The organism is Nostoc sp. NOS(2021) (assembly GCF_017115025.1).
Lineage (GTDB): Bacteria > Cyanobacteriota > Cyanobacteriia > Cyanobacteriales > Nostocaceae > Nostoc.
This window is the reverse complement of the sequence record NZ_JABXKM010000100.1, coordinates 1-13,732: the sequence shown is the minus strand read 5'-3', so window position 1 is coordinate 13,732 and position 13,732 is coordinate 1. Positions and strand designations below refer to the sequence as shown.

Genomic DNA, 13,732 nt, shown 5'->3' with positions numbered 1-13,732 from the left:
GCGTAGCTTTGGCGGGGTGGGGTTCTTATTTATGATTTATGCAAGAGGTCTGCTAATGACCAACGACTATTGACTACTAACCAATTCTTGATAAAACTCTAATTGCTGTTTAGCTAAAGCTTTATTTGTATATTTAATCATTGCTTTTTGATAACCCATTTCACCAAGAGTATGAGCAAAATATGGTTTATCCATTAATTGAACTAAGCAATTAGCAAGGGCTTGAGCATCACCTTCGGGAAAGACTAAACCAGCATCGCCAATTACATAGGGAATTTCACCAGAATCAGAACCAATTACAGGTACTTGGCAAGCCATTGCCTCAATTAGCACATGACCAAATTGTTCTTTCCAACCAACAGAAGTTAAGGTTTTAAACTTGTAAGTTGTTTCGGAAGGTAGTACCAAAGTACTCATTAAATTGATATAGTTTGCAACCTCGTCATGAGGGACACTTTCTACCAAAATTAACCGTTCTTTAATATTGTTTTCTGCCGCTATTTTGATTAATTCACTTTGCAACTCTCCCCGTCCCAGCAGTAGTAATTTCCAAGGTTTATTTTTAAAAGTGATTAAGGCTTGTAAAAGTGTTAATAAACCCTTTTCTTGCACAAATCGACCAACAAAACCTACAACAAAATCTCCTTTTTTAATGCCCAACTTAGCTGCTAACTCTGGTTGGGCTTTAGGAGTAAATAGACTTTCATCTACGCCTAGTTGTGGCATGACTTTAATTGACCCTTGATATCCCCGTTGTCGCAAAACTTCTGCCCCATCCTGATTGCCAGAAATGATCCCGTGGCTATGGTTGAGGTTATATTTTTCTAACAAAGAAACTGGTAGTTTCAGATTATATGGAAGATTCCACCAAGTGAAAAATACATTTTTTGCCTTGAGTCCTAATAGTTTATTTAAGGCAATCATCTGAGTATAAGCCAGCCCCCTAGATCCTTGTTCTACCTGGATGATTTGGGGACGAAATTGTTTTAACAAAGATATCAAATCAGCGCCAAAGGTAAGGAGTCCCTGATGATTTTGACTAAAATTAGAAACTGGAACTATTCTAAATGTGCCTTCATCGCGGTATTCAGTTTCAATAATTCTGTTTTGTACGCCCCCTGGTTTCCAGCGCTTTGGTACTACAACTGTCACTTCAACTCCCGGTTCTAGTTGAGATAAAGCGCGTAATTTTTCACAGTTGAGGTCTACGATATAAGTGTGACTAGCAACTAAGATTTTCATTGTTATTTGTCATTTTTTTTAAATAACTAATGCCCAATCACTAAACTTGTTCATCCAATCGACTGTAAATTTGACCATCGTTCCATATTGATTGGATGACAGTACCCAAGGCTTTGAAAAAACCCAAAGTGTAGAAAATAGCGCGAGTGGCAATTTTGATGGGGGAACCGCTTTTATGACAAGGTGGGCGTCCTAGAACGTGACAGTCAAATAAACGGGCGTATAGGCGTAAAGCTTGAGTAGCAGTGAGGTTTTTCAGCCCCAGTAAAAAATGGTTGTGGTAAAAAGTGAGTTGATATTTGAGCGATCGCATACTAATATCATGACAACCCCCTGTTTCTTCGCCTAAATGCACCAAATGGGCTTCTGGGTCGTACCAAATCTTATACCCTGTCTGTCGTACCCGCAAACAAAAATCTGACTCTTCACGCACTGCACTACCGCCAAACCTCTCATCAAACCTCAGCCCGTACTTAGTAAAAATTTCGCGGCGAAAAGACATATTACAACCCCTCGCTGTCAGCACTTGCTGGGGTTTGATGGTATGTACTAAATCAATATGATACCAAGCAATTCCTGGGTCCATAGCTTGAGGAGGCAGATATTCAATCTCTAAATCTCCTCCAGAATCACCCAATTTCATTCTGTCAAATACCCGTCCGGCGACAGCCCCCACCTCTGGGTTTTGCAAATAATTTTTTGCATGGGCTGCTAACAATCCAGGGGTTAACTGAACATCATCATCAATAAACAATATTATTTCACCAGAAGACCGCCGGACAGCATAATTCCGCGCCCCTGGCAAACTCGCCCAATCTAAGCGCAACCATTTAATTTTACCTGCCTCCGCCATCTCCTCTAGGTAGGCTTGAATTTCTGGTTGGTGTTTTGGGGTTTGGTCTACAACTAAAACTTCAAAATTTGGATAGTCCTGTTTTAGGATATCCACAATGCTATCTCGTAGCGCTTCCTCTCGACCATAGGTCGGGATTACTACAGTAATTAATGGGCAATTATTCATGATTTTTATTACGTAATTTTACTAATTCTATAATAGCCTTGTAAAAATTAATTTTCATGAAATTCAGTAAGCTATAGGAATCCGATTTGATTCCTGAACTTACTTGCGGAGGGAATAGGGAACTCTTAACAGGAAACTCTTAACAGGAAAGAAAGGAATAGATGTGTACTGAGTTATTTCAAAAATCAAATACGAGTCCTATATGACGTGAGAGGTTAGAATTCACATTCAGTCAATTGTTTACGCTGCTGCTGCATAGAGATTATCAAATAACTCATTTTGCTTTTCGGAGTTATGCACATTTTGCGCTTGAGCTAATGCTCCTGCACTTAAAAATTCATAATGTTCTCGTTTATCGGTTCTATCAAGAAATTGAATGATTTGTTGCAATGCTTGCTCTGCCAAATAGTCATAGGTGCTATTGAGAATTTCCCAATATTCATTACTTTTGGTTTTCTCTCCGTGCAGCCAATTACTCCAGTGCCTAATTTCATTAATTGGTAATTCTAAAATATAGCCATTTTCCCCGTGACGAACAAACTCTGGTAAGGCACATACGTTAGTCGTAATTGCTGGCGTGGCGACTGAAAATCCTTCGATTATACTATAGCCATAAGTATCATGTAATGTCGCCATTAATTGAAAATGACTTTGCGATAATAACTCAATAACTTTGTCATTAGGAATATTTTTATGAAAGACAACATTACTGAGATTAAGTAATTTTAAATCCTCTACATATTTGCTGCAATCGGGAAAATCTGTTGGGACTCCTGAACCATGTCCCAGTTCCGAAATTATATGTACAGTAATAGGCAAACCTAATTTTTCCGCTTTCTTGGCGAGTCTTAAAGCAACAACTCCGCCTTTGCGGGCAATGTGATTTCCGATAAATATAAGCTGGAGATTTTGCTGCTTATGATAAAGTTTCGATTGGTTAACCCTGACTGGAAAGTTGGGATGGATTACATCCACTTTCTTACTTACTTTTTCTTCTATTTTCCAACCTTCTATCCGCTTAATTAATCTGAACTTGGCATAATCAGAGATAGCGATAAGTTTTTGGCAATTTTCTAGTCCTAATCGATTATTTAATAATTCATAAATTGCCGCTTCAGCTTGATTATGAGGATTTCTATATAAAACACGATGATCCTCAAAGGTGAGAAACCAAGGTTTATTTGTATATAAAATTCTGTTGAAAGAATGAATTGCTTGGTATCTTCCCCGTACAGGTTGCCAGGGAATAAAGCTGGCTAAAGGATACCAAATTTTTTCTATCGGATATCTGCCTGCGGGAAAAGGCTTAGGGCGGATGAGTGTATGCCGAGAATTTCGAGGTAGGTTTGGAATGCTGAGGTGTTGTTGACCTCCGATGATAACTTTTGCCATTTTTATTTCATTTAAATTGTTTTTAGACGTTTTTTCTTGGTTTTTTGCTGAGGGTTGGCATCTTCCTTATCTTGTTTCTCCAGTTCTGGCAATTTAAAAAGAACTCCCGCAAAAAACCAATAATAGACACCAACTGGATCAACATCCAGAGGATAGTAGTAAGTGTTGTAGCTAATAAACAATATAAACACCCACAAAGCTGCTCCGTAACTGCGGAAATTACGGTTCTTTATGGAGCGATAGGTTTTAAAGCCAATAATTGTTAAAGTTGTTACCAAACCCAGAAACGCTAGTACTCCAATAATTCCAATTTCAAAAAGTAATTTGGGGTAGTAGGTTTCCACAAGCTTAGTTTGACCCATTACACGGGCAGAGTTGGTTGCTCGACCTAAGCCACTTCCCAGTGGCCCTTCTACGTTTTTCCAATTCTCTTGAAATTGCTGGATGATAAAATCTTGAGGTGGTGAAGCGTCCCAGCGACTGGTAAAACTCTCGGTTCTCTCTTGTACGACAGTAGGGTTCGTCACCATCACAATCCCCAAAATTAAGGCAAGTCCTACGCCTATGGGGATAAATCGTTTCAGGTTGCCAATTTGTCCAGTGAGCAATAGCAAAATCCCGAAGCACGTTGGTACTAAAGCTAAAGCGATTCTCTGTCCAGAGATTACAGCATTGATAAAGACTGTCACTAAAGTACCTAAACCGACCAGCCGCCATATTGGGGAGGGGTCGGTGAAGCCGGTGGCAAAGGTAAAAAAGGTGCTGGAAATTAAGAACCATGCCCATTGCCAAGGAGCTACAAATGTCCCTGGTAGGCGAATAACCCCTTCATCGGGACTATATAAGAGCGCTCCACCAAAATAACACCGGGCTTCTAATGATGTGACAAATAGGGCATTTCCTTCAAGACCTCTTGTGCCTTGACATACTCCAGTTAGTAGTAACAGGTATTGAATAACTCCCAGCACACAGCAAATCAGTGTAAGGACAATTTGGAGGCGTGATAAAAATAGAAAATCCCGCTTATCGCGAATTAGATAGTAAGCACAACCAATCAGGGGGACATAACCTAAAAATACTTTCAGTCCCAGAATTCCCATGCCTAAGGGTATATCTTGGGATGCTTTTTCCAAAAGTCCCACACTAGGCGGGTTAAACTGCTGTCCACCATTGACAAACAACAGTGTTAGCAGACTGCAACCCAAAACAATATAAAGTGGAATTTTAATGCCTTGGGGAAGAATTAGGGGTAGCCCCTGTTTACGGCAAGTCTGCCAAAGTCCAATTAGCGCTGGAACGTAAAAAGCATCTTTAGCTAATTGGAGTACGGGACTATTGCCCAAGTAGTAGGTGATAGTACCCCCAATAGGTACGTAAATGATGAAGGCATATAGCGCTTGGCGCGGGTATTTGTAGGAAAAGGACATGATAATTATCCCCAAGACACCAGGGATTGCTGCTTTAATTCCAGCTACGAAAAAAAGTAGAATGCCAACGAAGACACCGACAAAGGTGGCGGTGGTGAGTAAGCTAGTGAGTTCTTTACGTGCTTGGGCTGCTTTGCGCTTTTGGGCTAACTGTTCTTTGAGGCTAAGGGTAGAAGTTTCCTTTTTAGCCTGCTTTTTCGAGTTTTTAGATTGCTGAGATTTTGACTTGAATTTTGGCATAGTGGTGCTGTAGTCTATCAGCCTCAGAGAATCTATTATAGTTGACAAATTTCTTTGGATTGTTGTAACTCGTACAATCCGAATTCATCTTTAACTGATTGATTTAATAATTTGCGATTAAAAATACTAAATCTTAATCTTTTGGAATTATCAAAAAGATTTTCTCCTGTTTCCAAAATATAAACCGCACCTGGAAATGGTAATGATTTAATGGCTTTTGCTTTGTTCTTTAAAATATCTCTGAGTTTGGCATGGTCTATATAATATCTATAGTATCCATAGCCACGATTATATTCTGCGGTATCCGGCAAATCATTCAAATCATATCGAATAATGTTGCAAGTGCCGCACATTTTATAAAAATTGTTTCTTTTAATATATATGTAATTACTGCCTTCCTGATATTTATAACCTTTATTTATAAACCATCCATTAGAATCTGGATGTTGTTGAATAAATTTGGCTAACTTTTTACTGACACAATCATCCGCATCAAGTGCCATAGTGTGAGTGGGAGAAAATTGACGAGCATAAATCAATCCTTTTAATATTTTACGCCCTTTATCTGTGTCTCCTTTAGCTACAGGGTTAGTCTCGTTTGGAGGGCAAAAATCAACTGTAATGTATGTGATATAAGGATGAGTGAATTCTATTTTGGGCTTTTCATGACAAACAACAATAACGCGAAAGTTAGGTGAAGTTTGATTGCAAACTGATTTAATGCATCTTTCAAATAATTGTGTAACACGCTCCCAGGAATTGGAAACTTGTGGACTTTTGAGTGGGATAACAAAAACAAGCATTGTGTTTTATCAGAACAAATAGCTAATAATCTCGAAGTATAATAACACCTTCAGACTGATGCTAGGACTAATTGTGGTGCAATACGTTTGGTGTTAGTGATATTTTGCCCCGGAAGATCCCCCCAACCCCCCTTAAAAAGGCTTGCTCTAATTCTTAATTCCCTCCTTTTTAAGGAGGGTTAAGGAGGATCAAGCCTTAACCAATGGTATTGAATTATGGTGATGTGGTGAGTTTTTTTGACAAGTATTAGCCGGACATGATCTAACAATACAAATACAAATGTCACAGCTTCTACAAATAACCAAGGCTGGTTAATTTGTAGAAGCTGTGACGGAAAATTGGCGCTGGTTAAAAGCTGAGATAATAGCTAATTTAGTCCATCAGATGTTGCTGGACTTGCGAAACTAATTCATTTGTCCAGTGGTTGGCGAGTTCCGCATTGGCTGCTTCCACCATTACTCTGATGACTGGTTCTGTGCCAGAGGCGCGAACCAAAATTCTGCCGGAATCACCCATTGCAGCTTCAGCAAGAGCGATCGCTTGTTGTACAGGTTGGCAATCTTGCCATCCCAAACGGCGATCGCGATCGATAACTCGCACGTTCCGCAACAATTGCGGATAGGTTTGGAAGCTTTGATCTACTAATTCGCTAAAGGGAACACCCGCCTCTTTCAACAAAGCTGCTATATGTAATGCTGTTAACAAGCCATCTCCAGTAACGGCATAATGACGGCAAAGAATATGACCTGATTGTTCGCCACCTAGCATTGCCCCAGTCCGCAACATTTCAGCTTGCACGTATTGGTCGCCGACTGCGGTGCGAATTAAGTTACCACCCTGTTGCTGCCAAGCTTTTTCAAAGCCTAAGTTAGCCATGACAGTAGATACAATCAGGTTGTCTGGCAGTTGTTGCTTTTGTTGTAACTGGCGTCCCCACAGGTAGAGAATGTAATCGCCGTTAACTTGCCTGCCTGTATTGTCTACTGCTAAGACGCGATCGGCATCGCCATCAAAGGCAAAGCCGATGTCGGCGTTGTGTTCTTGTACTGTTGCGGCAAGAATATCTAAATGAGTGGAACCGCAGTTGACATTAATGCGATCGCCATCTGGTTCGTTATGCAAGCAGATTACCTCTGCCCCCATTTCTGTAAATACTGATGGTGCTAACCCGACTGCTGCTCCCCACGCCAAGTCTAAAACAATCTTCATTCCCTGAAGATTTAGGGCACTGTTCAAGGGTTTTTTCAACGCCGAGCTATAATCCCCCACTAACTCGAAGCGTGAGTAATGCCGTCCGCAATTACTGACTCTAGCAATAGGTGATATTTTACCACGCAGCCCCGCTTCTATTTCTGCCTGCAATATTTGCGGTAACTTCCCACCATTGGCACTAAAAACCTTAATACCATTGTCTTCTGGGGGATTGTGACTGGCAGAAATCATCACTCCGCCAATGGCATCACTGATGCTGGTGAGATAGGCAACGCCAGGAGTGGGGCATAATCCCAAATACCAGACCTCTAATCCTGCTGCTGTTAACCCTGCACTCAAAGCCATTGCCAGCATATCGCTGGAGTTTCTAGAGTCCTGTCCGAGAATGACTGGCCCTACTTGAGTAGCATGGTTACGTAAAACAATACCCGTCCAAAAACCAACTTGCAATGCTAGGGGCGCACTTAGTAATTCTCCCACTCGTCCGCGAATCCCATCTGTGCCAAATAAGGGATTTGCTGGTAGTGGGATTAAATTCAGCCCAAAACTGCTCTCAATCCCTTTGCCCAATACATCAGCTTCGGAAGCAGAACCCCCAGGAATGCCCGGTGTCCGAGTTATAGATGAAACCATATGTTTAAACACTCCACACAATAACACTGAAAAATAGCACTTAAGACTTTATTCAGCAATTTTGACATGCTTTTTCTCTTTAGAAATTCATTCTAGTTCCGGCTAAGTTTACGTAACAATACTTAAATTTAGCCTCTGAAATTGTAAATTTTTCAGGAACTCAGTATTGGTTTTTACATTATCAGTAAAGTCTCCACATTTTAGCTAATTATTCCTTTTATGCCCTTAACTTTAGTCTTGATTCTCTGTATTAGTTCACACTTTGCAATGCTACTAACAAAAAACAAACATGTAATAAATATTACCCTTGTCTAATCACAAGTGTTTTTCAGTAACGCTGAGAATGAAAGCAAAATTCAGCTAATAACAACAAAAAACCAAAACACCGAAATGTAAAGTTCTATTCTCTTAGCCTTGTTGCTGTGTAAAAAATTACAACATCAGTACAGCTTAAAAAATTTTAATATAAATTCTCATCAAATAGTTTTAAGGTAACGTTTTAATGGCTTTTTTAGCCGTTAGTGAATCAAAACTTCGGCAGTTGACTTTTTAAAGTTGAGAAATTTAGCATGAGCAGCAATTTAGCAACCAAATTACGTGTAGGCACTAAAAAAGCCCACACGATGGCAGAGAATGTAGGTTTTGTCAAGTGCTTTTTAAGAGGAGTAGTCGAGAAAAACTCTTACCGGAAACTAGTTGCTAACTTCTACTTCGTCTACTCAGCGATGGAAGAGGAAATGGAAAAGCATCGCCAGCACCCAATTCTTTCTCAAATTAACTTTCCCCAGTTAAACCGCAAGTATACCTTAGAGCAAGACTTGGGTTATTACTTTGGTGCCAACTGGAAAGAGCAAATCAAACTATCTCCCGCAGGTGAAGCTTATGTAAAGCGCATCCGAGAAATATCTGAAACAGAACCAGAACTGTTAATCGCCCATTCATATACTCGTTACTTGGGTGACTTATCCGGGGGGCAAATTCTCAAAAATATTGCTGTAACAGCGATGAATTTGTCTGATGGGCAAGGAACAGCCTTTTATGAGTTTCCAGAAATTCCTGATGAGAAGGCATTCAAAGCCAAATATCGGCAAATTTTGGATGAATTACCCCTTGACGATGCTACAACCGATCGCATAGTTGATGAAGCTAACGCCGCCTTTGGCACGAACATGAAGATGTTCCAAGAATTGGAAGGCAATTTAATCAAGGCGATCGGTGTAATGCTTTACAACAGCCTCACACGGCGTCGTACACGCGGTAGTACTGAACTCGCAACTGCTGAGTAACTGTGTTGAGATTGCGGAGTTTGGTGTGTGGAGTCATAAATCCAGACAGCCTGATGAAGGATAATTCATAGGTGTTTCTGGGGAAAGTAGCGATGTCTAGGTTGGGCAACGCCTACCCTAAAAACGCTCAAAATATTTAGGGGCAATAGCCCTGTGACTGCTTTTGATTTGTGAAAGCAAGCATGGGGAGATTGCCCCTCAATTATTGCTATATTTTCAGGCTTACCATAGACTTTCAGCTTAAAATAACTAAGTCAATCTTCAAACCAAGCTTAATCTCAGTATTTAAGTTTGTAACCCGTAAAACTTACCATACTGAGTAAATCAGGCAAAAATATGGCTACGAAAATTCCTGTCACAGTGATCACAGGCTTCTTAGGTAGTGGAAAAACCAGCCTAATTCGCCACCTGCTACAAAACAACCAAGGACGCCGCATTGCCGTTATAGTCAATGAATTTGGCGAACTCGGTATTGATGGCGAATTGTTAAAATCCTGTCAAGTTTGCCCGGAAGATGGTGAGGGCGACACTAATATCTTTGAATTAACTAACGGTTGCTTATGCTGCACCGTGCAGGAAGAGTTTTACCCGATGATGCAAGAGTTAATCAAGCGGCGAGATAGCATCGACTGCATTTTGATTGAAACCTCTGGTTTAGCTTTACCAAAACCACTAGTGAAGGCTTTTCGCTGGCAGGAAATTCGCAACGCCGCCACTGTGGATGCAGTGATTACTGTGGTGGATTGTGCGGCGGTAGCGGCGGGGACATTTGCTAGTGATCCAGAGGCGATCGCAGCCCAACGGCAAGCAGATGATAATCTAGAACATGAAACCCCTTTACAAGAACTGTTTGAAGACCAACTTGCTTGTGCAGACTTGGTGGTGTTAAATAAAATTGACTTGGTGGATGCCGAGACAAAAGCCAGAGTTGAGGAATTGATTAAGCAAGAGTTGCCCAGAGTGGTGAAAATTGTCGAGAGCGATCGTTCTCAACTTGACGCATCTATATTATTAGGATTCCAAGCCGCAGTCGAAGATAACTTAGATTCTCGTCCTAGTCATCATGATACCGAAGAAGATCACAATCACGATGAAGAAATTACCTCAGCTAATTTAATTTTAGATCGTACCTTTGACCCAGAAAAGCTGCAACAGCAGTTGCAAATATTGGCACAACAACAAGAAATTTACCGAATTAAAGGCTTTGTGGCAGTGCCAAATAAATCCATGCGCTTAGTGATGCAAGGCGTGGGAACCCGATTTGATAAATTTTACGATCGCCCCTGGAAACCCGAAGAGGCCCGGCAAACGCGCTTAGTTTTCATCGGTCGTGATTTGAAGTCTTCAGAAATCGAATCACAACTTGTAGCTTTATAAGTATACCCAGATCCCCGACTTCTCAAAGAAGTCGGGGATCTATATCTTGAGAGTTACGAGTTATGAATAATTAGTTAATTCAAAGCAAAAAACAATAATAACTGAAAATCTTTCACTTGACAAAAATATGACGATATCTCAACTATTTAACGTTGCCAATCTTTTCGTATTACCATTTTGGACATTGATGATTTTATTGCCAAACTGGAAAGTGACACGGCGGATCATGGAATCATATTTGCCTTTTGTGCTGTTAGCAGGGGCGTATTTGTATTTGTTTATCAACAGCATTACGCCAGAAAATGCCCAAGCTTTATCAAATCCTCAATTAGCTGATATTGCGCGATTTTTTGCAGATGAAACAGCTGCTGCAACTGGTTGGATTCATTTTTTAGTGATGGATTTATTCGTCGGCCGCTGGATTTATTGGGAAGGGCAAAAAACAGGTATTTGGACAATTCACTCCCTTGCGCTGTGTTTGTTTGCTGGCCCTTTAGGATTACTGTCTCACATCTTGACTGACTGGATTGCTAAGGCATTTTTCCCGAAGTTTCAGCCGAATGAAACGGCGACGGTAGCAGAACAAGAAGTATCATCAACTGGCAGATAGTAGTAGAGGCACACAGATGTCATGGGTGTCAACTTAAAGTAAAAGCCAGTCTATAACCAGCTTTTAGAGATTATCTCGTTCCCAGTTTCTGACTGGGAATGCCTAATTGGAGGCTCCGCCTCTTAACTTGCGGCAGAGCCGCTAGGAGCAGCATTTCCAGCCTCTGGCTGGAAACGAGGTTTTAAAGGGATTTGGGCTTAATTTGACACCAATGCACAGATGTGCGCCCCTACTCTTGTTAGGTAAATTGATAATGGATAATCACTTTACTCCCATTCCCAATTACCTGATTTTAAAATCAATTAAGCGTTGTCGTGTCTATAGTCAGCATCTAACCAACAGCGTGGTAGAACTTCACCTGAAGGAAAAACAAGATTTTCTTTTTTAAAAGTCTCAGGTTGCTGTTCTTCTTGACCTTCTTGGTCTTTTGCGTGAACAACATCAGTATTCGGGTCAAGTAACTCCTGAATTTCAACAATTTTTACCAATTCGCCGCTATCTTTGACTTGCAAAAGCATGTAAATTGCCTCAATAAGTTTGCATGAAAGTTGAAAGTAAGTCTCAAGATAGACTCACTCACATCTCAACCGATTCATCAGGCTGAGATTCCTTAATTGTTAAAGGAAATTTTTACCAGATATGTATACATAAATTGTACAAAATTCATCTATGTGTATCTGTGGTTTTTACTTTTATAAAATTGACACAGCGAACATATCCCTAATTCAGCATCTCAAATCTAAAATTGAATCAGGCAATGCTGACCGCGAAAATTGTCTAATTCAAGTAATCTTGGTTTTAGCGATTAGATTTCGCGTTGATATTTTTCTAAAATATCTACTAAGTTGACCTGGCATTGCAGTGGTAGTAAATCGATTAAAGGAAGTTCACTTCTACCGCCGCCAATTTTTATTGGAATTGATTCCAAGACTTTTGTAACTTGGTCTTCATTTATAGCGTTGGAAGTAATTAAGGGATACAACTGTTCAGCAACAAGGGTATGCAGTTTGGCATTAGATAAATAAAGATGCCATTTGGCAATGTCTATGTAGACATTTTCGCCAATTTCAGCTGCTAGGGCTTCCAGTAGTTCTGTGGTATTAGTCTTAGCCATAAAAATAACCCTACATTAAGAAAGAGTGCGAAATCTCAGGCTTTTTTACATTATCGCTCAATTAACAGACTGATTCTACTACCACAGGTTACAATCGCCCCAGCATCAGCAGTCCGTCTTCAGGTGGATTTGGGTGGAGTTTCGCTGTAGTTAGCGATCGCAGCAATATAAATTAGATGCACCAACACTAATACTATCCAACTTACAGTCAACCACGGCAACCACTCCCAGGTAGTGCCTTTCAAGTTGTGGAAAAACCACAACCCGGAATTAATACTAGCAGCGATCGCCACATGGATGGCAAAATTCATCCGGTCATCGATCTTGCGGTAATCTGGGTCTTTGCGATCGGGTTTGCGAGGCCAACGAGGAGGCATAAATATTTGTTACAGATTTAAATACACCCTATTCATTCTAAGGTTTTTGGGACAGCGGTTGCTATTAGACTCCTATAACCAGTCATAATCGAATTAAAAGTCAAGCGCAGCTGGGTTAAATCCTATGACTATCTTTGGGCAAATAGACTCCGATCTCCTCTATCCCGATAGTGACGGCAAGCCAATGGCAGAAAACACAGAACAGTATCGTTGGATTGTCTTAATTAAAGAGAATTTGGAGATTCTGTTTGCTAATAATGACAATATTTTGATTGTGGGAGATTTGCTCTGGTATCCTGTCCGTTCCCAGCTGATTGCACCGACTGCACCTGACGTGATGGTTGTCTTCGGTAGGCCAAAGGGCAAACGTCGTTCCTATCGCCAATGGCAAGAAGACAACATCTCACCGCAAGTAGTCTTTGAGATTCTCTCCCCTAGTAACGATGCCAAGGAAATGGATCGCAAATTAGAGTTTTACGATACCTATGGTGTTGAAGAATACTATTTATACGACCCTGAAAGTTTTCAACTAGATGGCTGGTTGCGGCAAAACAACCATTTGCATAAACTATGGCAAATGGATGGTTGGGTCAGCCCCCGCTTGGGAATTAGATTTGAGACTGGGCAAGGAGAGTTAGTAATTTACCGTTTAGATGGACGGAGATTTTTGAACTCGCTGGAACTCAATCAACGGGTAGAACAGGCTGAGTTTTTATTAGAACAAGAACGCCTACGTGCCGAGCAAGAACGTCAACGCGCTGAACAGTTGGCAGCATACTTACGTAGTCTCGGCATTGACCCTGACAATCTTCCATAACTGGAGAGTGAGATAGAGTAGCTTATTGCTCTGGTGGGGATAATATCATGTCCGCTTGATTGCTTATTAAACCCGAAGAACCCCACCCCCGCCAAAGCTATGCTTTGTCTCCCCTCCCGAAGAGCGGCTATCCATTAGTCACATCTTTCTTAACATTGCGGAAAAGAAGTCAGGGAGAGG

13 protein-coding genes are annotated in these 13,732 nt (G+C 40.8%); 4 read left to right on the top strand and 9 right to left on the bottom strand.

Annotated features, from left to right (window positions below; all coding sequences use genetic code 11):
- Positions 1 to 66 precede the first annotated feature (66 nt).
- From hpsO to glmM, 6 genes are all read right to left on the bottom strand, one after another.
- A complete protein-coding gene (hpsO, locus tag HWQ41_RS12540) occupies positions 67 to 1,242 on the bottom strand; it encodes a hormogonium polysaccharide biosynthesis glycosyltransferase HpsO (RefSeq protein ID WP_292763165.1) in 1,176 nt (391 codons plus the stop codon).
- A gap of 40 nt (positions 1,243 to 1,282) precedes the next feature.
- Complete coding sequence (gene hpsN, locus HWQ41_RS12535; RefSeq protein ID WP_292763164.1) at positions 1,283 to 2,263, bottom strand: hormogonium polysaccharide biosynthesis glycosyltransferase HpsN; 981 nt, start codon at positions 2,261 to 2,263, stop codon at positions 1,283 to 1,285.
- Positions 2,264 to 2,503: 240 nt separating this feature from the next.
- On the bottom strand, positions 2,504 to 3,655 hold the full coding sequence (locus tag HWQ41_RS12530; RefSeq protein ID WP_292763163.1) for a glycosyltransferase family 4 protein: 1,152 nt from the start codon (positions 3,653 to 3,655) through the stop codon (positions 2,504 to 2,506).
- A gap of 11 nt (positions 3,656 to 3,666) precedes the next feature.
- Entirely contained in the window at positions 3,667 to 5,322 is a 1,656-nt protein-coding gene (gene hpsL / locus HWQ41_RS12525) for a hormogonium polysaccharide biosynthesis protein HpsL (protein ID WP_292763167.1), read from the bottom strand.
- Positions 5,323 to 5,357: 35 nt separating this feature from the next.
- Positions 5,358 to 6,125, bottom strand: coding sequence for a glycosyltransferase family A protein (locus HWQ41_RS12520; RefSeq protein ID WP_292763161.1), 768 nt, complete (start codon positions 6,123 to 6,125; stop codon positions 5,358 to 5,360).
- A gap of 373 nt (positions 6,126 to 6,498) precedes the next feature.
- Positions 6,499 to 7,971: a phosphoglucosamine mutase gene (gene glmM / locus HWQ41_RS12515; RefSeq protein ID WP_292763159.1), complete on the bottom strand. Its 1,473-nt coding sequence runs from the start codon at positions 7,969 to 7,971 to the stop codon at positions 6,499 to 6,501.
- 569 nt (positions 7,972 to 8,540) lie between these two features.
- Here glmM and HWQ41_RS12510 point away from each other — a divergent pair.
- The 3 genes from HWQ41_RS12510 (at position 8,541) to HWQ41_RS12500 (ending at position 11,244) form a co-directional block, all read left to right on the top strand.
- Positions 8,541 to 9,257 carry a heme oxygenase (biliverdin-producing) gene (locus tag HWQ41_RS12510; RefSeq protein WP_292763157.1) on the top strand — a complete coding sequence of 239 codons (717 nt, stop codon included), beginning with the start codon at positions 8,541 to 8,543 and terminating at the stop codon, positions 9,255 to 9,257.
- 336 nt (positions 9,258 to 9,593) lie between these two features.
- A complete protein-coding gene (gene cobW / locus HWQ41_RS12505; protein WP_292763155.1) occupies positions 9,594 to 10,634 on the top strand; it encodes a cobalamin biosynthesis protein CobW in 1,041 nt (346 codons plus the stop codon).
- Between the two features lie 127 nt (positions 10,635 to 10,761).
- Positions 10,762 to 11,244 (top strand): ABA4-like family protein, encoded by a 483-nt coding sequence (locus HWQ41_RS12500; protein WP_292763153.1) that lies wholly within the window; start codon positions 10,762 to 10,764, stop codon positions 11,242 to 11,244.
- Positions 11,245 to 11,546: 302 nt separating this feature from the next.
- Here HWQ41_RS12500 and HWQ41_RS12495 read toward each other — a convergent pair whose 3' ends face one another.
- The 3 genes from HWQ41_RS12495 to HWQ41_RS12485 form a co-directional block, all read right to left on the bottom strand.
- The gene (locus HWQ41_RS12495) at positions 11,547 to 11,762 is read right to left on the bottom strand and encodes an acetyltransferase (protein ID WP_292763151.1); all 216 of its coding nucleotides are present in this window, start codon (positions 11,760 to 11,762) and stop codon (positions 11,547 to 11,549) included.
- Between the two features lie 287 nt (positions 11,763 to 12,049).
- The gene (locus HWQ41_RS12490; protein WP_292763149.1) at positions 12,050 to 12,358 is read right to left on the bottom strand and encodes a DUF3181 family protein; all 309 of its coding nucleotides are present in this window, start codon (positions 12,356 to 12,358) and stop codon (positions 12,050 to 12,052) included.
- Between the two features lie 119 nt (positions 12,359 to 12,477).
- Positions 12,478 to 12,735 (bottom strand): hypothetical protein, encoded by a 258-nt coding sequence (locus tag HWQ41_RS12485; protein ID WP_292763147.1) that lies wholly within the window; start codon positions 12,733 to 12,735, stop codon positions 12,478 to 12,480.
- 124 nt (positions 12,736 to 12,859) lie between these two features.
- On the opposite strand from HWQ41_RS12485, the gene HWQ41_RS12480 reads away from it, so the two are divergent.
- Positions 12,860 to 13,552, top strand: a complete 693-nt coding sequence (locus HWQ41_RS12480) for a Uma2 family endonuclease (protein WP_292763145.1) — start codon at positions 12,860 to 12,862, stop codon at positions 13,550 to 13,552.
- Positions 13,553 to 13,732: the final 180 nt, after the last annotated feature.

Excerpts from the sequence above, each read along its gene's own strand:
- hpsO (WP_292763165.1), bottom strand. The coding sequence starts at position 1,242 with ATGAAAATCTTAGTTGCTAGTCACACTTATATCGTAGACCTCAACTGT.
- hpsN (WP_292763164.1), bottom strand. The coding sequence starts at position 2,263 with ATGAATAATTGCCCATTAATTACTGTAGTAATCCCGACCTATGGTCGA.
- HWQ41_RS12530 (WP_292763163.1), bottom strand. The coding sequence starts at position 3,655 with ATGGCAAAAGTTATCATCGGAGGTCAACAACACCTCAGCATTCCAAAC.
- hpsL (WP_292763167.1), bottom strand. The coding sequence starts at position 5,322 with ATGCCAAAATTCAAGTCAAAATCTCAGCAATCTAAAAACTCGAAAAAG.
- HWQ41_RS12520 (WP_292763161.1), bottom strand. The coding sequence starts at position 6,125 with ATGCTTGTTTTTGTTATCCCACTCAAAAGTCCACAAGTTTCCAATTCC.
- glmM (WP_292763159.1), bottom strand. The coding sequence starts at position 7,971 with ATGGTTTCATCTATAACTCGGACACCGGGCATTCCTGGGGGTTCTGCT.
- HWQ41_RS12510 (WP_292763157.1), top strand. The coding sequence starts at position 8,541 with ATGAGCAGCAATTTAGCAACCAAATTACGTGTAGGCACTAAAAAAGCC.
- cobW (WP_292763155.1), top strand. The coding sequence starts at position 9,594 with ATGGCTACGAAAATTCCTGTCACAGTGATCACAGGCTTCTTAGGTAGT.
- HWQ41_RS12500 (WP_292763153.1), top strand. The coding sequence starts at position 10,762 with ATGACGATATCTCAACTATTTAACGTTGCCAATCTTTTCGTATTACCA.
- HWQ41_RS12495 (WP_292763151.1), bottom strand. The coding sequence starts at position 11,762 with ATGCTTTTGCAAGTCAAAGATAGCGGCGAATTGGTAAAAATTGTTGAA.
- HWQ41_RS12490 (WP_292763149.1), bottom strand. The coding sequence starts at position 12,358 with ATGGCTAAGACTAATACCACAGAACTACTGGAAGCCCTAGCAGCTGAA.
- HWQ41_RS12485 (WP_292763147.1), bottom strand. The coding sequence starts at position 12,735 with ATGCCTCCTCGTTGGCCTCGCAAACCCGATCGCAAAGACCCAGATTAC.
- HWQ41_RS12480 (WP_292763145.1), top strand. The coding sequence starts at position 12,860 with ATGACTATCTTTGGGCAAATAGACTCCGATCTCCTCTATCCCGATAGT.